General features: G+C 70.4%; 21 protein-coding genes. 8 read left to right on the top strand and 13 right to left on the bottom strand.

Features of this window, described 5'->3' with window-relative positions:
• The first annotated feature begins 98 nt into the window (after window positions 1-98).
• Entirely contained in the window at window positions 99-1,064 is a 966-nt protein-coding gene (locus tag ACFSOX_RS09375; RefSeq protein ID WP_378477539.1) for an NAD-dependent epimerase/dehydratase family protein, read from the top strand.
• A gap of 39 nt (window positions 1,065-1,103) precedes the next feature.
• Here ACFSOX_RS09375 and ACFSOX_RS09370 read toward each other — a convergent pair whose 3' ends face one another.
• From ACFSOX_RS09370 to ACFSOX_RS09360, 3 genes are all read right to left on the bottom strand, one after another.
• Complete coding sequence (locus ACFSOX_RS09370) at window positions 1,104-1,868, bottom strand: SDR family NAD(P)-dependent oxidoreductase (protein WP_378477538.1); 765 nt, start codon at window positions 1,866-1,868, stop codon at window positions 1,104-1,106.
• A complete protein-coding gene (locus ACFSOX_RS09365) occupies window positions 1,865-3,178 on the bottom strand; it encodes an FAD-binding oxidoreductase (RefSeq protein WP_378477537.1) in 1,314 nt (437 codons plus the stop codon). The genes ACFSOX_RS09370 and ACFSOX_RS09365 overlap by 4 nt, the downstream gene beginning before the upstream one ends.
• 105 nt (window positions 3,179-3,283) lie before the next feature.
• A complete protein-coding gene (locus ACFSOX_RS09360; RefSeq protein WP_378477536.1) occupies window positions 3,284-4,324 on the bottom strand; it encodes a lysylphosphatidylglycerol synthase transmembrane domain-containing protein in 1,041 nt (346 codons plus the stop codon).
• Window positions 4,325-4,717: 393 nt separating this feature from the next.
• On the opposite strand from ACFSOX_RS09360, the gene ACFSOX_RS09355 reads away from it, so the two are divergent.
• Window positions 4,718-6,043 carry an NAD(P)/FAD-dependent oxidoreductase gene (locus ACFSOX_RS09355; protein WP_378477535.1) on the top strand — a complete coding sequence of 442 codons (1,326 nt, stop codon included), beginning with the start codon at window positions 4,718-4,720 and terminating at the stop codon, window positions 6,041-6,043.
• Window positions 6,044-6,055: 12 nt separating this feature from the next.
• Entirely contained in the window at window positions 6,056-6,424 is a 369-nt protein-coding gene (locus tag ACFSOX_RS09350; RefSeq protein ID WP_378477534.1) for a DUF5368 domain-containing protein, read from the top strand.
• Between the two features lie 31 nt (window positions 6,425-6,455).
• Here the strand turns inward: ACFSOX_RS09350 and ACFSOX_RS09345 are convergent, their stop codons facing one another.
• Both ACFSOX_RS09345 and ACFSOX_RS09340 read right to left on the bottom strand, forming a co-directional pair.
• On the bottom strand, window positions 6,456-7,094 hold the full coding sequence (locus ACFSOX_RS09345; RefSeq protein ID WP_378477533.1) for a trimeric intracellular cation channel family protein: 639 nt from the start codon (window positions 7,092-7,094) through the stop codon (window positions 6,456-6,458).
• 114 nt (window positions 7,095-7,208) lie between these two features.
• Window positions 7,209-7,334, bottom strand: coding sequence for a hypothetical protein (locus ACFSOX_RS09340; protein ID WP_378477532.1), 126 nt, complete (start codon window positions 7,332-7,334; stop codon window positions 7,209-7,211).
• A gap of 957 nt (window positions 7,335-8,291) precedes the next feature.
• Here ACFSOX_RS09340 and ACFSOX_RS09335 point away from each other — a divergent pair.
• On the top strand, window positions 8,292-10,028 hold the full coding sequence (locus ACFSOX_RS09335; protein WP_378477531.1) for a phospholipase D-like domain-containing protein: 1,737 nt from the start codon (window positions 8,292-8,294) through the stop codon (window positions 10,026-10,028).
• 31 nt (window positions 10,029-10,059) lie between these two features.
• Window positions 10,060-11,109 carry a DUF2278 family protein gene (locus ACFSOX_RS09330; protein ID WP_378477530.1) on the top strand — a complete coding sequence of 350 codons (1,050 nt, stop codon included), beginning with the start codon at window positions 10,060-10,062 and terminating at the stop codon, window positions 11,107-11,109.
• A 42-nt stretch (window positions 11,110-11,151) separates the two neighbouring features.
• Here ACFSOX_RS09330 and ACFSOX_RS09325 read toward each other — a convergent pair whose 3' ends face one another.
• The 3 genes from ACFSOX_RS09325 to ACFSOX_RS09315 are packed head-to-tail and all read right to left on the bottom strand — an operon-like array spanning window position 11,152 to window position 14,061.
• Complete coding sequence (locus ACFSOX_RS09325) at window positions 11,152-12,645, bottom strand: tripartite tricarboxylate transporter permease (protein ID WP_378477529.1); 1,494 nt, start codon at window positions 12,643-12,645, stop codon at window positions 11,152-11,154.
• Between the two features lie 10 nt (window positions 12,646-12,655).
• Entirely contained in the window at window positions 12,656-13,120 is a 465-nt protein-coding gene (locus tag ACFSOX_RS09320) for a tripartite tricarboxylate transporter TctB family protein (protein WP_378477528.1), read from the bottom strand.
• The gene (locus ACFSOX_RS09315) at window positions 13,117-14,061 is read right to left on the bottom strand and encodes a tripartite tricarboxylate transporter substrate binding protein (RefSeq protein WP_378477527.1); all 945 of its coding nucleotides are present in this window, start codon (window positions 14,059-14,061) and stop codon (window positions 13,117-13,119) included. Before ACFSOX_RS09315 ends, ACFSOX_RS09320 begins: the two co-directional genes overlap by 4 nt.
• Window positions 14,062-14,373: 312 nt before the next feature.
• Between ACFSOX_RS09315 and ACFSOX_RS09310 the strand changes: the two genes are divergently transcribed.
• Both ACFSOX_RS09310 and ACFSOX_RS09305 read left to right on the top strand, forming a co-directional pair.
• Window positions 14,374-15,171 (top strand): hypothetical protein, encoded by a 798-nt coding sequence (locus tag ACFSOX_RS09310; RefSeq protein ID WP_378477526.1) that lies wholly within the window; start codon window positions 14,374-14,376, stop codon window positions 15,169-15,171.
• 117 nt (window positions 15,172-15,288) lie between these two features.
• A complete protein-coding gene (locus ACFSOX_RS09305) occupies window positions 15,289-15,930 on the top strand; it encodes a biliverdin-producing heme oxygenase (protein WP_378477525.1) in 642 nt (213 codons plus the stop codon).
• Window positions 15,931-16,148: 218 nt separating this feature from the next.
• Here ACFSOX_RS09305 and ACFSOX_RS09300 read toward each other — a convergent pair whose 3' ends face one another.
• The 5 genes from ACFSOX_RS09300 to ACFSOX_RS09280 all read right to left on the bottom strand — a co-directional run bounded on the left by ACFSOX_RS09300 (window position 16,149) and on the right by ACFSOX_RS09280 (window position 20,779).
• Entirely contained in the window at window positions 16,149-17,210 is a 1,062-nt protein-coding gene (locus tag ACFSOX_RS09300) for a tetratricopeptide repeat protein (RefSeq protein ID WP_378477524.1), read from the bottom strand.
• Window positions 17,207-17,971 carry a thiamine phosphate synthase gene (locus ACFSOX_RS09295; protein WP_378477523.1) on the bottom strand — a complete coding sequence of 255 codons (765 nt, stop codon included), beginning with the start codon at window positions 17,969-17,971 and terminating at the stop codon, window positions 17,207-17,209. The genes ACFSOX_RS09300 and ACFSOX_RS09295 overlap by 4 nt, the downstream gene beginning before the upstream one ends.
• Window positions 17,972-18,088: 117 nt before the next feature.
• A complete protein-coding gene (gene fba, locus ACFSOX_RS09290; RefSeq protein WP_378477522.1) occupies window positions 18,089-19,177 on the bottom strand; it encodes a class II fructose-bisphosphate aldolase in 1,089 nt (362 codons plus the stop codon).
• A gap of 142 nt (window positions 19,178-19,319) precedes the next feature.
• A complete protein-coding gene (locus ACFSOX_RS09285; RefSeq protein WP_378477521.1) occupies window positions 19,320-20,516 on the bottom strand; it encodes a phosphoglycerate kinase in 1,197 nt (398 codons plus the stop codon).
• Window positions 20,513-20,779 (bottom strand): DUF2730 family protein, encoded by a 267-nt coding sequence (locus tag ACFSOX_RS09280; RefSeq protein WP_378477520.1) that lies wholly within the window; start codon window positions 20,777-20,779, stop codon window positions 20,513-20,515. Before ACFSOX_RS09280 ends, ACFSOX_RS09285 begins: the two co-directional genes overlap by 4 nt.
• Before the next feature lie 123 nt (window positions 20,780-20,902).
• On the opposite strand from ACFSOX_RS09280, the gene ACFSOX_RS09275 reads away from it, so the two are divergent.
• Window positions 20,903-21,112, top strand: a complete 210-nt coding sequence (locus ACFSOX_RS09275) for a hypothetical protein (protein ID WP_378477519.1) — start codon at window positions 20,903-20,905, stop codon at window positions 21,110-21,112.
• The last annotated feature ends 7 nt before the right edge of the window (window positions 21,113-21,119 follow it).

The following is a 21,119-nucleotide window of genomic DNA, read 5'->3' as shown; positions in this document are numbered from 1 at the left end:
GGAGCGAGCCGGACGGTGGTTGAACCGACTCGGACCGCACAGTAAGACCGTCGAGGCGCCGCACGAGACGGCGCGGATCGGGGTGCGAGCCGAACGGGGTGGTGCGCGTGCGAACGTTGATCACGGGTGCGGGTGGCTTCGTCGGGCCCCACTTATGTTCAGCGATCGGGCACGCGATCGGACCGCGGCTGGAGCTCGTTCCGACGTCCCAGGCGCCCGAACGGCACCCCGCGCTCGGTCCGTTGCCGGGCCTCGACATCACCGACAAATGCGCCGTGGCGGAGACGATCGCGCGCCTTTCGCCCGACTGCGTCGTTCATCTCGCCGGGATCGCCGCCCCTGTCGCGGCGAGCGCCGACTGGCGCAAGGCGTGGCACGTGCATGTCGAGGGGACGCTCAACATCGCGCACGCGATCCTGGCCCACGCGCCGCACTGCATCCTGATCTTCGTCGGCTCCGGTCAAGTCTACGGCCACAGCGCCCGGACCGGCACCCCGCTCGACGAAGACACGCTGCTCGCGCCGGTCGACGACTACGGCGTCACCAAGGCCGCCGCGGACCTCGCCCTCGGAGCGCTGGCCCAGCGCGGCCTGCGGGTGATCCGGATGCGGCCCTTCAACCATACGGGCCCGGGCCAGACCGAGGACTTCTTCATCCCGAGCGTGGCGATGCAGATCGCCCGCATCGAGGCCGGCGTGCAGCCGCCCGTCATCCGGGTCGGCAACCTGACGGCGGAGCGCGATGTCCTGCACGTCGCCGATGTCGCGGCGGCCTATGCGTCGGCGATCCGGCACGCCGCGGACCTCGCGCCCGGGACCATCCTGAACATCGCGTCGGGACAGCCGGTCAGCATGCAGGCCGTGATGGACCGGCTGATCGGCGCGAGCCGCGTGGCGATCACGGTGGAACAGGATCCCGGGCGGCTGCGGGCGAGCGATCTTCCACGGATCGTCGGCGACGCGTCGCGGGCACGCCGCCTGCTCGGCTGGCAGCCGCGGCGGAGCCTCGACGACGCGCTGTCCGATGTGCTGAACGCGTGCCGGGCGCGGATCGCCGCCGTTTGATCTCTCGGCAGCGGCCGACGCCCGGCGACGGTGGCCTCGTCAGATCTTCAGCCGCTTGAACACGAACCACGGCAGGTGGCGGATGATCGTCATGATCGGCCACCAGAACCACGGCGTGTAGACGGTGCGGCGGCCTTTCTCCACGGCCCGCACGATGTCGGCGCCGACCGCGTCGGGGCTCGCGAACAGCGGCCCCTTGGCGATCGCGTCGGTCATCGGCGTGTCGACGAAGCCCGGCTTGACCGTGAGAACCCGCACCGGCGTGCCGGCATAGGCGTGGGCGAGCCCTTCGAGAAAGCGGTCGAGCCCGCCCTTCGCCGCGCCGTAGACGAAGTTCGAGGCGCGGCCGCGGTCGCCGGCGACCGAGCCGATGGTGATCAGGGCGAGCGGCGCGGCGGCCGGGCGGTCCTTCAACAGCGCCAGGATCCATAGCGCGACGCTGACGAAGTTGACCTCGAGTGCGTTTCGCGCGGCGGCGAGGTCGCGCTCGCTGGTCGCCTGGTCGCCGAGCCCGCCATAGGCGATCAGCACCTCGTCGGGCTCGCCGAGACGGCGGCGCAGCTCGGCGGCTCCGGCTTCGATGCCGGCGAGATCGGCGAGATCGAGCGTCGCGACGTCGGCCGCCCGTGCCCCGCCGGCGCGCAGGTCGTCGGCGATCGCCGACAGGCGGGCGGCGTTCTGCCCGACCAGCAGGAAGGCGGCGCCGGTCGCGGCGCGGCGACGCGCATAGGCCTGCGCCATCGCCGAGCCGGCGCCGAGAATCAGAATGCGGGAGGGCGAGGTCGGCGTCTCGGGCGTGCTCATCGGGCGTCTCCGGTCACGCGGCGCCAGAAGTCGGAGCCGAAGGCGGGGTCGCGCGACGCCGCGACCTTGCGCCAGTCGGGATAGCCGGACCGGAACATCTCCGGCGTCATCACGGCGTCCTTGGCGGGATAGATACGGCCACCCGCGGCGGTCGCGATCGCGGCGAGCCGCAGCAGCAGCCGTCGGGTGGCCTCGCCCTTGTCGGGAAAGTCGAGCGCCAGCGTCGCGCCCGGCATCGGGAACGACAAGACGCCGCCCGAGCGCGATTCGCCCAAGAGCTTGAGGACGGCGAGGAACGACCCCTGGCCCTCGGCGGCGGTCGTCTCCAGGAGACGCACCATGGTCGCGCGCGCGACGGGCAGCGGGATCACCGACTGGTGCTGATAGAAGCCGCGCTTGCCGTAGAGCCGGTTCCAGTTCGACAGCGCGTCGAGCGGATAGAAGAACGGGTCGTAGTGCTGCGTGCAGGCGCCGACCGCATAGGGCCGCCGGCGATAGAGCGCGTTGAAGGCCCGCATCGTGACGCCGTTGAGGACGAAGCCGGGCAGCTCCGGCGCGAAGCCGAGCCGCGGCGGCTTGTGCACGTCGAGACCGCCGGTCTCGGCCCAACGGCCGCGCATGAAGAGGCCGCGGCCGAGATCGCGGCCCCTGGCGAGGCAATCGACCCAGGCGACCGTGAACGGCCAGTCGCGGCTGTCGGCGGCGATGCGGAAGAACTCGTCGACGTCGCGGATCGGAAGCGATTCGGTGTGCAGCCGCGCCGCCGCGATCGGCGCGAGCCGCATCTCCACCCATTGGATGAAGCCGGTCAGGCCGAGCCCGCCGATCGTGGCGGCGAACAGATCCGCGTTCTCGTCGCGCGACAGCGTCAGGCTCTCGCCGGTCGAGCGCAACAGCCCGATCTTGTCCACATGGGCGCCGAAGCTGCCGGCCGTCTCGTGATTCTTGCCGTGCACGTCGTTGGCGACGGCGCCGCCGAGCGTGACGAACTTGGTGCCGGGCGTCACCGGCACGAACCAGCCGCGCGGCACGATGGTGCGCAGGAGCCGGTCGAGCGACAGCCCGGCTTCGGCCCGCACCCGCCCGGCCTGCAGGTCGAGCCATTGCAGGCGGTCGAGCCGATCGGTGACGAGGAGCCGGCCGTTCGCATTGAGGCAGACGTCGCCGTAGGAGCGGCCGAGCCCGCGGGCGAGCAGCGGCGCGCCGGGGACCGTGACGACGCTCGCCGCGACGTCCAGGAAGGGCGGTCGCACGACCTCGTGCAGTGGCCGGACGAGGCGCCCCCAGGCGGTCAACGGGGTCATCGGCATCGGGCTGATCCTGATTTGCTCATCCTGCCTCGCTCGCTCCGATTCGTCTCTCGTCCGATTCGTGGTGTGCCGCGCGTCTCGTGCGCACGTGCCGCTCCGGCCGGCTCACGCGGCGACGGGCTTCGGAGCCGAGAGCCGCACCGCGACCGGCACGGCCAGGAAGCCGGCGACGGTCGCGTACCACACCGTGCCGAGCCGCAGGATCGCGGTCGCGACCAGCGCCACCTCGGTCGGCACGCCTTGCAGGCCGAGCAGCATCACCATGACGATCTCGAAGCCACCGACACCGCCCGGCGTCATCGTCAGCCCGCCGACGACGGCAGCGAAACCGAACACGAAGGTGGCGGCCGACAGCGTGACGGGCGCACCGAGCAGGTGCAGCACCGCCCACAGCGCCACGGCCTCGACGAACCACGAGGCGATCCCGAGCGTCAGCGAGGCGAGAAAGACCCGGCCCTGCATCACCAGTGCGGTGTCGCGAACCATGTGGCGCAGCTGGATGAACAGGCGCGGCTTCACCCGCACGATCCCGTAGATCGCGTTCAGCATCGCGTTCAGGAGCCGCGGACGGGCGATGAGCAGCGTCCCGGCGGCGGCCACCGCCAGAACGGCGAGCACCGCTCCGCGATACTGCTCGAAGCCGGTCAGCCCGGCGAGACACAGGAGCAGCATCGCGTAGACGTCGCTGATCCGGTCGGCGAGCTGGAGCGCGAGGCCACGCCGATAGGCGAGATCGAATCGACGCTTGAGAAACCATAATCGTACCATCTCGCCGAGCTTGCCGGGCGACATGGTCAGCGCGAAGCCGGCCGTGTAATAGGCCGAGGTCTCCCAAAACGGCATCCTCAGGCCGAGATGGCCGGCCAGATAGACGAACCGCCAGGTGCGGATCACGTAGTTGAGGGTGGCGAAGGCGACGACCACCAGCACCAGCCAGACCGGCGCGTCGGCCAGCACCCGCATCGCCTTGTCGAGATCGTCGCGCGCCGCCAGCACGACGATCGCGGCGACCAGCGAGACGCCGGCGAGCACCGCGGCCGTCACCCCGGCGCGACGCAACGCCGTCCGCAGCGCCGGCGCGCCGTCGGCCGCGGGCGTTCCGGACAGGCCCCGTCCCGGTTCCGTCGATCCCCTCGAGTCTGCCATCGCCCGGACCTTACCCGAACGGCGTAAACGAATTTTCCCCCGGACGTGCCCGCCGGCGGCGGCCGTCCCGGGCGTCTTAACCCACCGTTCTAGACGGGTTCCATGACGCCCGGAGCATCGACGCGAGCATCGGTCGACGCATCGCCCGTCGCTACGCTCCGCCATCGATCATCCCGTGCCACCCGCGATCGGGACCGGACAGGGATGCCATTATATGCAATATTACGCATATACGGGACGCGCGAAACGCCGTCGAATTTACAGAAGCCGCGCGTCGCCGCTCGCCACGCCCGCCGAGTCGCCTCGGTCGAACCTGGGCCGGCGGGACTTCACCGGCATGGCGCCGGCGTGGCGCCGCCGGGCGAAACGACAAGAACGACATTGACGAGGGAGATGCTCACCGTGGCCGGTCAGACCAATTATCTCGCATCGCGGCGCGCCGTTCTCGGCCTCGCCGCAGCCGGGCTCGCGACTGCGGCCGCCCTGCGGCCGGCCGGCGCCGCGCGGACCGCCACCAAGGCGCGAATCGTCATCGTCGGGGCCGGCGCGGCCGGCACCGCGATGGCCAACCGGCTGGTCGAGCGGCTCGACGGCGCCGCGATCACGCTGGTCGACGGCCGCGCCGAGCATTGGTACCAGCCCGGCCTGTCGCTGGTCGCGGCGGGGCTACGGCCCGTCTCCTACACGGTCTCGAAGACGACCGACTGGCTGCCCCAGGGCGTGACGCTCGTCGCGGAGGCGGCGGCCGCCATCGACCCGGTCGCCAAGACGGTGGCGACGACCAGCGGTAAGCGCCTCCCCTACGACTTCCTGATCGTCGCGCCCGGCCTGGTGCTCGACTATGCGGCGATCGACGGGTTCTCGCTCGACCTGATCGGCCGGGGCGGCATCGGCTCGCTCTATGCCGGGCCGGACTACGCGGCGAAGACCTGGGCGGCCGCCTCGGCGTTCGCGGACAAGGGCGGCAAGGGCCTGTTCACCCGGCCGGCGACCGAGATGAAATGCGCCGGCGCGCCACTCAAGCACACCTTCCTGATCGAGGACATCGCCGGCCGCCGCGCCGGGAAAGGCAAGTACGAGATCACCTACGCGGCCCACAACGACGCGTTGTTCAGCGTGCCGATCGTCTCCGAGAAGGTCCGCATGCTGTTCCAGGAGCGCGGCATCAAGACGGTCTACGGCCATGTGCTGAAGTCGGTCGAACCGGGCCGCCGCATCGCCACCTTCGCGACGCCGAAGGGCGACCAGCAGATGGCGTACGACTATCTGCACGTCATCCCTCCGCAACGCGCCCCGGAGGTGATCCGCCAGTCGGGCCTGTCCTGGGGCGATCGCTGGACCGACCAGGGCTGGGTCGAGGTCGACCAGAAGACGCTGCGCCACCGCCGTTTCCCGGAGGTCTTCGCGATCGGCGACGTCGCCGGCGTGCCGAAGGGCAAGACCGCCGCCTCGGTGAAATGGCAGGTGCCGGTCGTCGAGGACCATCTGGTCGCGACGATCGAGGGCCGGCAGAGCAGCGCCGCCTATGACGGCTACACGTCCTGCCCGCTGATCACCCGGGTCGGCCGCGCCATGCTGGTGGAGTTCGACTACAACAACAATCTCACCCCGTCCTTCCCGGGCATCATCGCGCCCCTGGAGGAATTGTGGATCAGCTGGCTGATGAAGGAGGTCGCCCTGAAGGCGACCTACAACGCTATGCTGCGCGGCCGGGCCTGAGGAGGACACGTCATGAAGGAGCTGACCGTCGGCACCATGATCGCCGTGTTCGAGGAGATGTTCGGCCTCGCGCTCTTCTGGATCTTGGTTCTCGTCGCCGTCGCCGTCACGGCGGCCTATCTCTACGTGCTGATCCGCGACCGCAGGCTGTCGATGCGCAAGTTCCTGTGGGCGCAGCTCGCGATGCCGCTCGGCGCCGTCGCGGCCGTGCTGTTCGTCCAGGCGGTGACGCATTCGGGCTTCGGCGACATCGGCGGGCCGGTCGACGTGATGGTGTTGCTCGGCGTCGCGGTGCTGGGGGCGATCGGCATCGCCATCCTGGTCTACACGGCGCAGTCCCTGGTTCGCGGTGTCCGCGACGCGAGCCGCCGCGCGCTGTAGCGGCGGGCCCGCGCTCCGGCGACCGGGGCCGTCACGCGGTCGCGTCGGGCGGGCGGCCCGGCCGCGGCCGCCAGCGCGGCAGCGACCAGCCCCAGCGCAGCGCCGCCGCCCGCACCGCGAAGCCGACCGCGAAACCGGCGCCGACCGACACGTCGCGCGGCGCTCCGGCGAGGGTCAGGCCCGTGAACGTCACGGCCCCGGCGAGCGCCGCGGTCGCGTAGATCTCGCGGCTGAGGATCACCGGGCTCTCGCCGCCCAGGATGTCGCGGATCACGCCGCCGAACGTCGCCGTGATCACGCCCATGGCGGCCGCGACGATCGCGCCCGCGCCCGCCCGCAGCGCCGCCTCGGCGCCCGTCACGGCGAACAGCGCGAGACCGACCGCGTCGAGCCACAGCAGGATGCGATGGCGCGACTGCGGGAGATGAGCCGTGAAGAAGACGACCACCGAGACCGCGGCGCAGACCACCAGATAGGCCGGCGCCCGCGTCCAGAACACCGGCGCGCCCATCAGCACGTCGCGCAGCGTGCCGCCGCCGATCCCGGTCGCGGTGCCCAGCATCACGAAGCCGACCACGTCCATTTGCTTGCGCGAGGCGACCAGCGCGCCGGTGACGGCGAAGACGACGATCCCCAGCCAGTCGAGCGCGGTCGTGACGGTGTCGAGCATCGCGGCCTCCGGATGCCGCGCCGCCCGCGGCGCCACCATGGAGACACGACGGCGGTACGCGCGCAACCGCGCCGGGCGCTCGCCCCGCACGCGGCCGTTTCCGACCGCGACGATTCAGTTGGGCTGCTTGTCGTTGCTGTTCGGCGTGTAGGGCGCCGTCCGGGTGTGACCGCACGCCGTGCACTCGTAGGTCCGCATTTCGCGGCTGATCGGGCCGGCGATGCTGAAGTTCCGCGACACGACCTGGCACCGGCGGCCGCAATCCTCGCAGCACGGGCGATCGAGAACCACGTCCCGATACAGAATCAGCGTCGCGACCGTTTCGATATCGAGCGACTGTCTCGGCAATACGACCCGCGGAACAAATCTCTGGCGTCGAATTCCGAGCCTGTCTTCATGGCCACTCATACGAGTGGTCCTCCGTCATCAACAGCAACGGCAAAGAGATACCACGACGTGAGAAAACAAGAATCCGTACATTCCCGTTCACCGATGAAGCTAATACCTGACCCGCGCCGAACGCGGCGTTCATAGGCTATTAAGTCCCGTGAAAGTCCCGCAGTCGGCACGGCGGCCCCGCCCCGCTCCCGAACGGATCTCCCCCTGGACGAACATCTCGCCCGCGCGGATGGCTTCCCGGGATCCGAAACCGCACGGCGACCCGGGCGAAAAGCTCCGTCCCTCCCACCTGGTCACGATCGGGCCGTCGCCGTTGCAATGTCGGTCCGCGTCCGGATCCGCCCCGGGTCCGAAGCGGGCACCGTGCGGTGGCGACCGCCGCATCGCGACGCGGTTTTCGGTGCCCACCGGAGAACTTTCGAGCGAAGGCTCGCCGCGGCGGCGGGCGATCCCGCTTTCGTGACGACACTCGTCGCTTGCATTTCTCCACGGATGCAACATCATGCTTGCGATCCGGACCGCGCGATCCGACATGCTGCGCGGCGGTGTTCGTCACCACCGCCGTGGAATTTCGATCTGCGCTTGTCGTGCGCGCCGGCGCCGCCACCGAATCCCGGGGCTGTCTGTCGTGACCGCTCCGCGTCGTGACCGCTTTACGTCTTTATCGCTTTGCGTCGTTACCGCTCGGGGTGGGGGCCGCTCGGTGTGGTGGCCGTCGGTGTGGTGGCCATTCGATGTCACGACAACTCGGATCGTCGCCGTTTGGTGTCCGGACAGTTCTCTGAAGAGAGGGAACGCATGAGCGACTTCGACGTGCGCCGAACGGCCGACGGCTTCACCTGCAAGCTCTGGCGGGGCGAGCGAATGACTCTGCTCGGCTTCGACGTCGCCGATCCGGAGGCGGACCTGGTCGGCTTCTCGATCGAGGTGAAGTCGCCGGGATCGGACGAGTTCATCCCGCTGCGCAACCGGATCGCCTTCGCCTATCCGGGCGGCGCCGCCAGTGCGGTGAACGGCAGCCGCAACTTCGATTCCCGCGAGGCGCCGTTCCAGAAATTCCGCTGGATCCACTTTCCCTACAAGCCGGTCGACGGGCGCTACGCGTACCGTGTCACGAAGCGACACATGCCTCGCGACGGCGAGCTCGTGTCCGGCACCCGCCTCACCGTGTCGATCGACCAGAGCGCCGTGACCTATGATGGCCTGGTGGACGTCGGCTTCACCCGAAACTTCGCCTCCTCGCAGGCCTATCGCGAGCAGTTCGGCAATCGCGAGGACGTCATTCCGGCAGAGGCCACGGCCGGGCCGCGTTTCGTCAAGCCGGACCTCGCCAACAGCCGCGGCGAGAGCGTCTACAAGTGGCTCGGCTTCGAGGCCTACGATCTCCTGTTCGGCTTTCTCGACGAAGCCCTGGCCGACAAGCAGCTCGGCCTCGACGTGATGGCCTACGATCTCAACGAGCCCGACGTGATCAGCCGACTGGAGCGTTTCGGTGCCCGGCTGCGGATCATCATCGACGATTCGGCCGACCACAAGGTGGCGAGCAGCGCGGAGTCGCGCACCGCGACGCGCCTGCGCAAAGCCGGCGCGTCCGTCGTGCGCACGCACTTCTCCGGGCTGCAGCACCACAAGGTGCTGATCACCCGGCGCAAGGGCGTGCGCGAGAAGGTGCTGTGCGGATCGACCAACTTCACGTTCCGGGGCCTCTACATTCAGGCCAACAACATGCTGGTCTTCCATTCGGCCGAGATCGCCGCCCTGTTCGGCCGCATGTTCGACCTCGCGTTCGAAGACCCGTCGGCGTTCCGGAGCGACGATTTCGCCAAGACGTGGCACGCCGTGTCCACCCGCGGAAAGCCGACCGTGCAGGTCTGCTTCTCGCCGCATGTCCAGCCGGACCTCTCGCTCAACCCGATCCGCGCCGCGATCGATCAAGCGACCTCGTCGGTCTTCTACTCGGTCGCGTTCCTCAGCCAGATGACGACCGGGCCGACCATCGAGGCCCTGACCCGCCTGATGGATAGACCGATCTTCAGCTACGGCACCGCCGACCGGCGCGGCAGCCTGGAGCTGCGCAAGCCGGACGGCACGATCGGCCTCGTCGACTTCGCCTACCTGGCCAAGAAGGCGCCGCAGCCCTTCGCGGCCGAGTGGAGCGGCGGCAAGGGCCGCAACATCCATCACAAGTTCCTGGTCACCGATTTCAGCCTGCCGACCGCCAAGGTGTTCACCGGCTCGAGCAATTTCTCTCCCTCCGGCGAGAAGGGCAACGGCGATCATCTGATCATGATCGAGGATCGCAAGATCGCCACCGCCTACGCGATCGAGGCGGTGCGCATCTTCGATCATCTCCGCTTCCGCGATCTGATGCGCGACACCTTCGGTCCGAAGGACGAGAAGATGACGCGGGCCAAGGCGCCGAAGGCGATCACGCTGCGCAAGCCGCCGGCGATCGGCGGTGGGTCCGCATGGTTCGAGCGCTTCTACGTCGAGGGCAGCCAAGCCCGGCGCGACCGCCTGGTGTTCTCCACCTGAGCGATCCGATCCGGGATCCGAGGAACGCGACATGCCGCTGAACGACTATGCGGTTCTCAAAGGCCGCCCCATCAACAACCGTCTCGCCACCGGCGCCAGCCCGCACTACCAGGTGCTCGTGTCGGAGAACGGCACGTTGCACCGGATCGCCGTGAACGTCCGGTCGCAGGACGGCAGCGAGGTCGAGTTCCTGGTCCGGTCGCACTTCGAACACCCGATCACCGACCTGCTGAAGGATCTGCCCGAGGGCCTGCATCCGACCCGGAGCGCTCCCGGTGGCATCGCCCTGGACTTCATCCGGGCGAACCTGATGCAGCCGTGGGAGATCAAGCCGCTGCCGATGTCCGCGGCTGGACCGGACAACGATCTCAACGAGAAGATCGACGCCTATGTCCAGCGCGCCATGTCGGACGAGACCGCGATGATCTACGCGTTCGGCGAGACCTGGGGACCGGAGAACGACAGAGCCGACCGCTACTTCGGGTTCAGGCCCGGACGCGGCATCCACGACATCCATTTCAATCAGGGCAACCCGCCCGGCCGCTACGCCGATCAGAACGGACCGTGGCAGGACGGCGCCCTTCTCTTCGAGTTCCCGTCGGACCGCCAGTGGGTCGCGGTGTTCCTGAAGTTCCAGACCCAAGCCTGGCACTCGGACGACGCCGACGGATCGCCGATCGTGGCGCCCGACGCGGACCATCCGGGGCGGCCCCACACGCCGGTCGATCGCGACCAGATTCCGCCGTTCGACGTGCCCGACGGGCTCGTCCGCATCGTCGCAGCCTATGTCAACGACGTGAGGACACCCGAGCGCGAGACCGTGACGCTCCTCAACACGGCCGACGTGCCGGTCGACCTCACCGGCTGGCAGATCAAGGACAAGCAGAAGCACGCGATGACCTTGAGCGGATCGATCCCGGCCGGCGCGACGACCGTGGTGGAGATCGTCCAGCCCGTCGCCTTGTCCAACAAGGGCGGGCTGATCACGCTGCTGGATGCCCGCGGCGTGAAGGTCCACGGCGTCTCCTACACGCGCGATCAGGCCCGGCAGCCGGGTCGGACGATTCCGTTCCAATCGTGAGATCGTGCGGCGCGCGGCGAGCGGTCGTCCCTGTGCGACGGCTCACGCGCCGTCGGCGACCGGCCCGCGCGGCGCCCGCAGAACGTAGACGGCGGCCGCGACGGCGATCGCCAGCACGGCGAGTGCGGCCGGGTGATGGGCGAGCGACGAGACCTTCCCTTCGGTGATGATCAGGGCCTGGCGCACGGAGAGCTCGAGCTGCGGCCCGATGACGAAGCCGATCAGGAACGTCACCCGCGAGTAGTCGAAGCGGTGCATCAGATAGCCGACGAGGCCGAACCCCACCATCAGGCCGACGGCGAACACCGACTTGCTTTCGAGATACGCGCCGACCAGGCACAACATGGTGACCACCGGCACGATGACGGTCGCCGGCACCTGCGTGAGCTTGGCGAAGGCGACGAGACCGATCCGCCCGACCACCAGCATCATCACGGCGGCGACCATCATGGCGCCGAAGATGCCGTAGATCAGCCGCGGCTGCTCCTCGAACAGGCGTGGGCCCGGCGTGACGCCGTGGATGGTCAGCGCCGCGATCAGGATGGCGGCCGAGACGCTGCCCGGCAGGCCGAGCGCGAACAGCGGCACGAAGCTCGCCGGCACCACGGCGTTGTCGGCCGTCTCGGCGGCGGCGACACCTTTCAGCTCGCCCTTGCCGAACACCTCGCCCGGCTTCGCCATGCGCTTCGCCAGCGCATAGGAGGCGAAGGAGGCGACGGTCGGCCCGAGCCCGGGCAGGAGGCCGATCGCGGTGCCGACGACGCTCGACTGCAGGATGGTCGGCAACACCCGGCGGAACTCCGGCCAGCCGAGCCGATCGTCGGCGCCGCCGGCCGCGACGCTCGCCGTGTCGGCGCGCCGGCCGATCACCTCCTCGGCCTGGATGATCATCTCGGACAGGGCCAGCATGCCGACCGTGACGGCGAGCAGCGGAATGCCGTCGAACAGCTCGACCTGACCGAAGGTGAGGCGCGGCGTGCCGCTCTCGACGTCGAGACCGACGGTCGCGCACAGGAGCCCGAAGGCGCCGGCCGCCAGCCCGCGGAACAGCGACGTGCCGGCGAGCGCCGCGATGAAGGTCAGCGCCAGGATCATCACGGCCGACATCTCGACCGGCCCGAAGCCGAGCGCCAGCGTCGCCAGCGGCCGGGCCAGCAGGATCAGCGCGAGGGTGCCGATCAGGTCGCCGATCACCGAGCCGTAGAGCGCGACCTTCAGGGCCTGCTTGGCCTTGCCGGCGCGCGCCAGCGGATAGCCGTCGAGACACGTCACGGCGGCGTTCGGCTCGCCCGGCGTGTTGATCAGGATCGCGGTCGTCGCGCCTCCCGCGCCGGACGCCTTGGCGATGCCGATCAGGAAGCCGACGGCCGCGACCGGCGTCAGCCAGTAGCTGATCGGTATGGCGATCGCGAGCGCGGCCGGCCGGTTGAGGCCGGGCAGCACGCCGATGACGTAGCCGAGCAGCACGCCGAGCAGGACGAACAGCACCGTGACGGGCGCGAGCGCGTCGCCGAGGCCGAGAAGCACCGCGTCCATGAGCACGCCTTTAGCGAAAGACCAGCCAGACGAGGCCGACGCAGGCGAGCGCCGCGACGGCGATGCGCAGCGGCCGGCGCTCGCCCAGCACCAGCATGCCGGCCGGCACCATCACGAGCGCACAGCCGGCGATGCCGACGACGGGAAGCACGGCCGCGCCCAGCACGGCGACGGCGCCGATGCGCAGGCACGCGCCCCAACCGTCCGGATAGGGGTCGCCCGGCGTGGCGCGTAAGAGCCGCAGCAGCGCGTCGGCGACCACGAAGAGGCCGAGCGCGATCGCGCAGACGGTCGGGAACACGGCCGGCGACAAGCCGATGCCGCCGTCCGAGGTCTGCGCCGGAATGATCCAGACGACGGCGGCGAGCGCGGCGCCGGCGATCAGCACGGCCTCGGCGACGACCGAGAGGCGCGAGCGAGCCGGCCCGGACGACGCGGCCGCCGGGGTCGCGCCGCGATCCGGAGCGCCGCTCACTTCGACTGCTCGATCAGCTTACCGAAGTCGTCGATGTGGCGCTTGACGGTCGCCTCGAGCGGCGCGCCGGTCTCGACCAGCTGGTTCAGGCTCCGCTTCTCCATCAGCGAGACGATGGCCGGATCCTTGCCGGCGGCCGCGAAGGCGTCGTCCAGCCTCTTCGCCACGGCGGGCGGCAGCCCCTTGGGCGCGACGAACAGGATCAAGTTGACGCTCGCCACGCCGTAGCCGAGCTCCTTCAGGGTCGGCACGTCGGGCAGGCCGGCGACCCGCTTGTCGCCGAGCACCGCCATCACGGCGAGCTCGCCGGCCTTGGCCTGCGGATAATAGGCGCCCGACGAGTAGCCGAGATCGACGTGACCGCCCATCACCTGGGTCACCACCTCGGCGCCGCTGCGGGTCGGCACCGGGACCAGCGACACGCCGGCCTTCTTGGCGACCGCGGTCGAGATCATCCGGTCGAGCGCCGTGTTGGAGGCGTAGTTCATCCGGCCCGTCGCCTTGGCGGCCGCCATGGCGTCGGCGAGGGTCTTCCAGCCGTGCTTGGGCAGCGCGATGAAGGCTTCGGGGAACTCGCCGATCGCCGCCACATAGGTGAAGTCGGCCGGCGTGTAGCCGAGCTTCATCAGCTGCGGGTCGAGCGTGATCGTCGTCGAGGTGGTGGCGACGAGGTTGTAGCCGTCGGCCGGCATCCTGGCGAGCGCGGTCGCCGCCACGGCGCCGCCGGCGCCCGGCTTGTTCTCCACCACCACGGGCTGGCCGAGCTGCTTCGCCACCACCTCGGCGACGGCGCGCGCGACCACGTCGGTGGTGCCGCCGGCCGCGAAGCCGACCGCGATGGTGACCGGCTTCTCCGGCCATTCGGCCCGTGACGGCGCAGCGAAGGCCGCGAGAAGCGCGGCGCTCCACAGGACGGATCGAATGGTGCGGGAGATCGACATCGGCGGCTCCTTGGGGCGGTCGGCACGGGCGGGACGGAGGACGGGCGGGACGAAGGACGGATCATCCGGACGGAACGAGACGCCGGATCGGACCGGAGGGACCATCACGGGATACAAGTATCGTGCCCGTTTCGCGCCTGTCCAATCGCGGGCGGCCGCGGCCCGTCGTGACCCGCGGGGGCGGGTGCCGCGCGCCCGCTGCAACGCGTCGCGAGACGCACCCCCTTGGGATACTTCAATCGTGACGCCATGGCTCTGTCGTGGCGGCCGTGCTGAACTCCGCGACTGATTCGACCGTGGAGCACGACGATCATGGCTTGCGCGACCTGGACCCGACACACGTTCGCCGCGACTCTCGCCTGCGTCGCCGTCGTGATCCTGCTCGCCACCGGCATGGCCGCGGCCCGGGTCGATCCGACGAAGCTGTCGGCCGCGCAGTCGGCGGCGGCCCGCTTCCTGCAGCTCGCGAAGGGCTCGGAGACCACCGGCCGGGTGCCGCGCGAGAGCGATCCCGCGGTGCGGCCGCTCATCGACATGGTGTTCGACACCAGCGACGTCACCGGCCCGGTCAGCTTCCAGGAGCTGACGCCGCTCAGCCAGCGCATGGTGACGGGCGCCCAGATCGGCACCGTCTACATGCTGGCCGGCACCGGCGCGGCCGACCTCGCGGCGCTCGCCGGCGACCCGCAGGCGGACGCCAAGGTCAACCGCAACGTCGTGCGCTTCGCCCCGGAGATGGGGCGCTTCCTCGATTTCGAGCTGGTCGTGCAGAGCGCCATCGTCGAGGCCGTGCTGATCCAGCTCGCGAGCGCGACGCCGGCCGAGCTCGCCCGGCCGAACTTCCAGTCCGGGCTCGCCAGCATCCGCCAGGGCAGCCTGCGCACCGTCGCGAGCGTGATCGAGACGCTGATGGTCGACGGCCTCTCCGACGAGTGGCGGCGCAACCGTCTGCCGGCGCTCGGCGGCATCGCGCCGCGGCTCGCCCGTTTCCTCGAGCCGGCCCAGCGCGCCGACCTGGAGCGCCTGGCGACGGCCTGCGCCGACGCGATGAGCGACCCCACCCTGAAGCGCACCCTGCAGGCCTTCGCCCGCACCGTCGCGGGCAGCTGAAGCGTTGTTCTCCTGGTCGTGGCGAACCGCTGTGCGGCACGTTGTCGGCCGGTCGACCGCCGTGCCATGGTGCGGGGTCGCTACGGACCGAAAGTCGTTTGACCGAAAGTCGTTTGGATGAGCACCGTGTCGTCGCCCGCCGGATCGCCCCCGCTCTCTCCGAGCCCCGCCGCACCGGCCTCGCGCTGGCGGCGCCTGCAGGCGGCGACCGACGCGGTGCATCGGGCGCTCGATGCGCGTATCATGACGGGCGATCCGTTCCGCGACCGTGATCGCTACGCCCGCTTCCTCGTTATGCAGCTCCAGATTTTCCGCGATGTCGACGCGCTCTATGCAGACTCTGCGTTGCGCGCCGTGTTTCCCGATCTCGCCGAGCGTCGCCGGCTTCCCCTCGCCGAGCAGGACGCGGTCGACATCGGCCTCGATCTCGCACCGCTCGATGCCCCGGCCGTCGTTCCGCCGATCGACGTGCCGACCGGCATGGGCTGGCTCTACGTGATCGAGGGCGCCGACCTCGGCTCGCCCTTTCTGCTCCAGGAGACCGCCAAGATCGGCATCGGCGAGGACTTCGGCGCCCGCCACATGCGCGGCCACCCGCAGGGCCGCGGGCTGCACTGGCGCCACTTCACCGAGGCGCTCGACGCCGCCGTCATGAGCGAGCCCGAGGAGGCGCGGCTGATCGCCGGCGCCGAGGCGGCCTTCGCGCGGGTGAACCGGCTGTTCGATCTGGCCGGCCTCGCCGCCCCGGCCTCCGTCTGACGGAGGAGCCCGCCGCTCGCCGGCGCGCCGGGCCGAGCGCCTTTTTTCGCACCGAAAGCCCCGCCCCGAGGCGCCATCGCCGCCCATCCTGCATCGGGCGAGGCCGGAGCGCGGTCTGCGGCCGCCTTGGCGACGGGTGGCACGATCGTGCCCGTCGGCGCAGCGCCCTCGGACGCGGAGGTGCGCCGCCTCGTCGCCGGGATGCCGAGCGCGGGGCGTCAAGTGCGCGACTGCCGGATCACCTCGAGCCAGCTCTGCGCGGCCTTCTCGGCGCTCTTGCGCACCGCCTCCGGCTGCTTCTGGGCGAACTCTTCCATGTAGGCGTCGCCGGCCCCGCCGGCCGTCGCGATCAGATGCCACTTGACCGCCTCGACCGGGTCGGCCGGGGCGCCGCGGCCGGCCGAGAGCAAGCGGGCGAGACGGTTCTGGGCGATGGCGTTGCCGCGCATCGCCGCCTTGCGGAACAGCCCGGCGGCGCGCGCCTCGTCCTTCGGAACGCCGGTGCCGTTGAACAACGCGATGGCGTACTCGACCTGTGCGTCGACCACGCCGGCGGTCGCGGCGCGCTCCATCCAGCGGGCCGATTCGGCCATGTCCTGGCGGACGCCGCGGCCCTCCTTGTGGAGCACCGCGAGAGCATACTGGGCCTCCGGGCTGCCGCTGGCGGCGGCGATGCGGAACAGCTCGGCGGCGCGGTCGTAGTCCTGCGGGAAGAGCTGGCCCTCGACATAGAAGAGACCGAGATCGTAGGCGGCGGCCGGGTGGCCGAGCTTGGCGGCGGCGGCGAGCAGGCGGGACGCCTCGCCCGTGTCCTTCGGGCCGGCGCGACCGCCGAGCCGGAACATGGCGAGCGCGAACATCGCGTCGCGGTCGCCGCGGCTGGCGGCGAGGCCGTACCACTCGGCCGCCTTGCGATCGTCCTGGGCGACGCCGAGGCCGTTGGCGTAGAGCTCCCCCAGGAGCGTCATGGCGCGCGTGTCCTGGGTGGCGTCGATGCGCTTGGTCGCCTCGTGGAAGGCGGTGAGATAATAGCCACGCTGGAAGGCGCCGTAGGCGAGGTCCGGAGCCTGGGCCGGGCGGGCCGGCGCCGGGCCGGTGGCCTGCGGCTTCGCCGGGGTGCCGGCCGCGGGCTTGGGCGGGGGGGCAGGCCGCGGCGCGGCCGGCCGCTGCGGGGCGACGGCGGGCGGCGAGACGGGCGGCGAGGTGGGCGGCTGCTGCGCGAGCGCCTCCGGCGCGACGAGCGCGCCGGCCAGCAGGGCCGCCGCGACGGCGCGCCTCACGGCGCCACCTCGGCGCGCGCCGCGAGGACCAGGCCGAGCCGGCTCGCGGCATCGGCGAGGGCGGCAGCGGGGCCGCGCGGATCGTCCAGGATGCGGTCGTCGAGCGCGACGAAATCGGCGCCCGCGGCGGCGACGGCGGAAACCTCGTCGAGCGTCGTCGCGTAGCCGACGCACGGGCTCTCGAACACCTCGGCCCACCAGCCGACCCGCTCGAGCGTGACCTCGAAGGGCGGCATCCGGCCGTCCGGGCCGGGCTCGCCGAACAGCACGTAGTCGGCCTCGAGCTCGGCCGCCTCCATGGCGTCGTGGCGGGTGCGCAAGGCCCCGACCCCGGCGATATGGGCGGGCTTGAGCGCACCGATCGCCTCGCCGAGCGCGGCGACACCGGTCAGATGGGCGCCGTCGGCGCCGCTGCGGCCGACGATCTCGGGCCGGTCCTCGACCAGCACGGCGGCCCCGCGCGCCTGGGCGATCGGCGCCACCGCCTTGACGGCGTTGACGGCGTCACGCTCGCCGAGCCCGACGGGCAGGCGCACCAGCACGGCGGCGACGTCGACATCGGCGGCGAACGCAGCCGACAGCCGCGCCGCGGCGGCCGCGGGGTCGGTGACGAGGGTGACGAGATAGAGGCGCTGGTGGTCGTCCGGCATGGCCTGGAAGTGCGGGGCGATCGGGGCGAAAGCGGGGCGGTTCCACGATGTCGCGCGTTGCGCGGCGACCGGCCGCTGGATGGCCCACGCGGCCGGCGGAGACTCGGCCATTCTGACAGAGCTGCGCCTCCGGCGTTCCCTCCCCCCTTGTGGGGGAGGGAGCAGGCCATGCCGGTCAAGGGTGTCCGCGGTTCGACATCAGGTCCGATGAACGGCCCGGCCCGCAGGTCACTCCGCCGCGGCGGCGGTGCGGCCGATGACCGGGTCGAGCTTGCCGGCGGCGTAGAGCTTGGCCATCTCGGCAAGCGGGACGATCTTCTTGATCTTCGACGCCTGGCCGGCCGTGTTGAACTCCTGGAAGCGCTGCTTGCACAGCTTGGTCATCGCCTCCATGGCCGGCTTGAGATACTTGCGCGGGTCGAACTCGCTCGGATGCTCGGTCAGCACCTTGCGGATCTGGCCTGTCATCGCCATCCGGTTGTCGGTGTCGATGTTGATCTTGCGCACGCCGTTCTTGATGCCGCGCTGGATCTCCTCGACCGGCACGCCCCAGGTCGGCTTCATCTGGCCGCCGTACTGGTTGATGATATCCTGCAGATCCTGCGGCACCGAGGACGAGCCGTGCATCACGAGATGCGTGTTCGGCAGCAGCCGGTGGATCTCCTCCAGCACGTGCATGGCGAGGATCGCGCCGTCCGGCTTGCGGGTGAACTTGTAGGCGCCGTGGCTGGTGCCCATCGCGATCGCCAGCGCGTCGACCTTGGTCTCGACGACGAACTTCAGCGCCTCCTGCGGATTGGTGAGGAGCTGGTCGTGGCTGAGCTTGCCCTCGGCGCCGTGGCCGTCCTCCTTGTCGCCCATGCCGGTCTCCAGCGAGCCGAGCACGCCGAGCTCGCCCTCGACCGACACGCCGCCGAGATGCGCCATGTCGACGACCCGCTTGGTCACCCCGACATTGTAGGCCCAGTCGCCCGGCGACTTGCCGTCCTCCTTGAGCGAGCCGTCCATCATCACCGAGGTGAAGCCGGCCTGGATCGCGGTCATGCAGGTGGCCGGGCCGTTGCCGTGATCGAGATGCACGCAGATCGGGATCTGCGGATAGATCTCGGTGAGCGCGTCCATCATGCGGGTGAGCATGATGTCGTTGGCGTAGGCGCGGGCGCCGCGCGAGGCCTGGATGATCACCGGGGCGTCGAGGCTCGACGCCGCCTCCATGATCGCCAGCGCCTGCTCCATGTTGTTGATGTTGAAGGCGGGCACGCCGTAGTCGTTCTCGGCCGCGTGGTCGAGGAGCTGCCTGAGTGTGATTCGTGCCATCGTCGTCTCCCGTCCTGTTTCGCCCTGATGAACTTCGCCACCGTGAACTTCGCCACCGTGAATGTCGCGGTCGTGAACGTCGCGGTCGTGAACGCCGCGGTCGTGATCGCTTCCACCGAAGTGACCACGACCGCCGCAATGATCACTTCGCCCGGAGAATCTCGACCCCCGGCAGCGCCTTGCCCTCCAGCATCTCGAGGAAGGCACCGCCCGCCGTGGAGATGTAGGTGAAGCGGTCGGCCGCGCCGGCGTGATTGAGGGCCGACACGGTGTCGCCGCCGCCCGCGATGGTGACCAGCTTGCCGGCCGCCGTCAGCTCGGCCGCGGCCTCGGCGATCTCCACCGTCCCGGTGTCGAAGGGCTCGATCTCGAAGGCCCCGAACGGGCCGTTCCACAGCACCGTCTTGATCAGCTCGAGCTCGGACACGACGTGCTCGATCGAGCGCGGGCCGATGTCGAGGATCATCTCGGTCGGGCCGACCTCGTCGAGCGCGGCGACGCGCGACGGCGCGTTGGCCGCGAACGTCTCGGCGACCACGGCGTCGACCGGCAGCACGATCTGCTTGCCGCTCGCCTTCGCCTTGGCGAGGATCTCGTTGGCGGTCGGGATCAGATCCGGCTCGCACAGCGACTTGCCGACCGGATGGCCCTGCGCGGCCAGGAACGTGTTGGCCATGCCGCCGCCGATGATCAGCACGTCGACCTTGTCGAGCAGGTTGCCGAGCAGATCGAGCTTGCCCGACACCTTGGCGCCGCCGACCACGGCCGCGACCGGGCGCTTGGGCTGCTCCAGCGCCTTGCCGAGCGCCTCGAGCTCCGCCTGCATGCTGCGCCCCGCAAAGGCGGGCAGCTTGTGGCCGAGGCCTTCGGTGGAGGCGTGGGCGCGGTGCGCCGCCGAGAAGGCGTCGTTGACCCAGATGTCGCCGAGCGCCGCGAGCTTGTCGACGAAATCCGGGTCGTTCTTCTCCTCTTCCTTGTAGAAGCGGGTGTTCTCCAGGCACAGCACGTCGCCGGGCTGCATGGCGGCGGCGGCCCGCTCGGCCGGCTCGCCGATGCAGTCGGACGCGAAGGCGACCGGCTTGCCGATCACCTCGGCGACCGCGGCGGCGACCGGGGCGAGCGAGTACTTGGGATCCGGCCCGCCCTTCGGCCGTCCGAAATGCGACAGCAGGATCACCTTGGCGCCCTTGCCGATCAGCTCGTTGATGGTCGGCGCGGCCCGCTCGATGCGGGTCACGTCGGTCACCTTGCCGTTCTCGGTCGGCACGTTGAGGTCGAGGCGGAGAAGGACGCGCTTGCCCTTCACGTCGGCCTGGTCGAGTGTGCGGAATGCGGTCATCTGAGGTTCTTCGATGCGGCAATCAGGATGCCGGAGCCCAGGGCCCAGGTTGTGAACGTGATGGACGGGATCGTCCAGACCGTCGGACGTGACGCGAGCCGGTGGTCGAGGCCGGACAAGCGGCCTTTCAGTTCGGCGATGTCGGCCTTCAGGGCCGCATGATCGGTGATCGTCGGGAGCACCGAAAGATCCTTCTCGATGCCGGAGAGCCGCCGGTCGATGCGGTCCAGCAAGTCTTTCACCCTCGCGACGCGCTGCTCCAACGTCGGATCCTCCGGACCGCCCCCACCGATCGATCGCCCCCTCGTGCCGGAAACGGACGGATCTCCGCCACGGCGTCAGTCCTTCGAAATCGGCGTCTGTGCCTGCCGCAGCGGGCCGGCGAGGTGCTTCTCGACGTGTCCGCAGCGCGTGCAAACGAGGGTGACGACCGCATCCGTCCGGCCGTCACCCGCCTCGGCGGATCGATAGAGATAGAAATCGTCCTTTTCCGCACCGTCGGCAACGAAAGATCCGTGAAGCTGGCCTTCACGAGGCCGGCCAGCGCCTCGAAGTCGTCGGGCGATCCGGTGCGGTCGTCCATCGATCCGTCTTGACCCCGTT

Source organism: Rhodoplanes azumiensis, from assembly GCF_042682915.1.
GTDB classification, from domain to species: Bacteria; Pseudomonadota; Alphaproteobacteria; order Rhizobiales; family Xanthobacteraceae; genus Rhodoplanes; species Rhodoplanes azumiensis.
The sequence above is the reverse complement of the archived record's forward strand: the minus strand, read 5'-3'. Positions and strand labels throughout refer to the sequence as shown.

What these genes read in the sequence shown, in the direction of transcription:
- ACFSOX_RS09325 (WP_378477529.1), bottom strand. Translation starts at nt 12,645, where the DNA reads ATGGACGCGGTGCTTCTCGGCCTCGGCGACGCGCTCGCGCCCGTCACG.
- ACFSOX_RS09360 (WP_378477536.1), bottom strand. Translation starts at nt 4,324, where the DNA reads ATGGCAGACTCGAGGGGATCGACGGAACCGGGACGGGGCCTGTCCGGA.
- ACFSOX_RS09310 (WP_378477526.1), top strand. Translation starts at nt 14,374, where the DNA reads ATGGCTTGCGCGACCTGGACCCGACACACGTTCGCCGCGACTCTCGCC.
- ACFSOX_RS09365 (WP_378477537.1), bottom strand. Translation starts at nt 3,178, where the DNA reads ATGCCGATGACCCCGTTGACCGCCTGGGGGCGCCTCGTCCGGCCACTG.
- ACFSOX_RS09330 (WP_378477530.1), top strand. Translation starts at nt 10,060, where the DNA reads ATGCCGCTGAACGACTATGCGGTTCTCAAAGGCCGCCCCATCAACAAC.
- ACFSOX_RS09295 (WP_378477523.1), bottom strand. Translation starts at nt 17,971, where the DNA reads ATGGCCGAGTCTCCGCCGGCCGCGTGGGCCATCCAGCGGCCGGTCGCC.
- ACFSOX_RS09315 (WP_378477527.1), bottom strand. Translation starts at nt 14,061, where the DNA reads ATGTCGATCTCCCGCACCATTCGATCCGTCCTGTGGAGCGCCGCGCTT.
- ACFSOX_RS09335 (WP_378477531.1), top strand. Translation starts at nt 8,292, where the DNA reads ATGAGCGACTTCGACGTGCGCCGAACGGCCGACGGCTTCACCTGCAAG.
- fba (WP_378477522.1), bottom strand. Translation starts at nt 19,177, where the DNA reads ATGGCACGAATCACACTCAGGCAGCTCCTCGACCACGCGGCCGAGAAC.
- ACFSOX_RS09305 (WP_378477525.1), top strand. Translation starts at nt 15,289, where the DNA reads ATGAGCACCGTGTCGTCGCCCGCCGGATCGCCCCCGCTCTCTCCGAGC.
- ACFSOX_RS09355 (WP_378477535.1), top strand. Translation starts at nt 4,718, where the DNA reads ATGCTCACCGTGGCCGGTCAGACCAATTATCTCGCATCGCGGCGCGCC.
- ACFSOX_RS09285 (WP_378477521.1), bottom strand. Translation starts at nt 20,516, where the DNA reads ATGACCGCATTCCGCACACTCGACCAGGCCGACGTGAAGGGCAAGCGC.
- ACFSOX_RS09370 (WP_378477538.1), bottom strand. Translation starts at nt 1,868, where the DNA reads ATGAGCACGCCCGAGACGCCGACCTCGCCCTCCCGCATTCTGATTCTC.
- ACFSOX_RS09345 (WP_378477533.1), bottom strand. Translation starts at nt 7,094, where the DNA reads ATGCTCGACACCGTCACGACCGCGCTCGACTGGCTGGGGATCGTCGTC.
- ACFSOX_RS09350 (WP_378477534.1), top strand. Translation starts at nt 6,056, where the DNA reads ATGAAGGAGCTGACCGTCGGCACCATGATCGCCGTGTTCGAGGAGATG.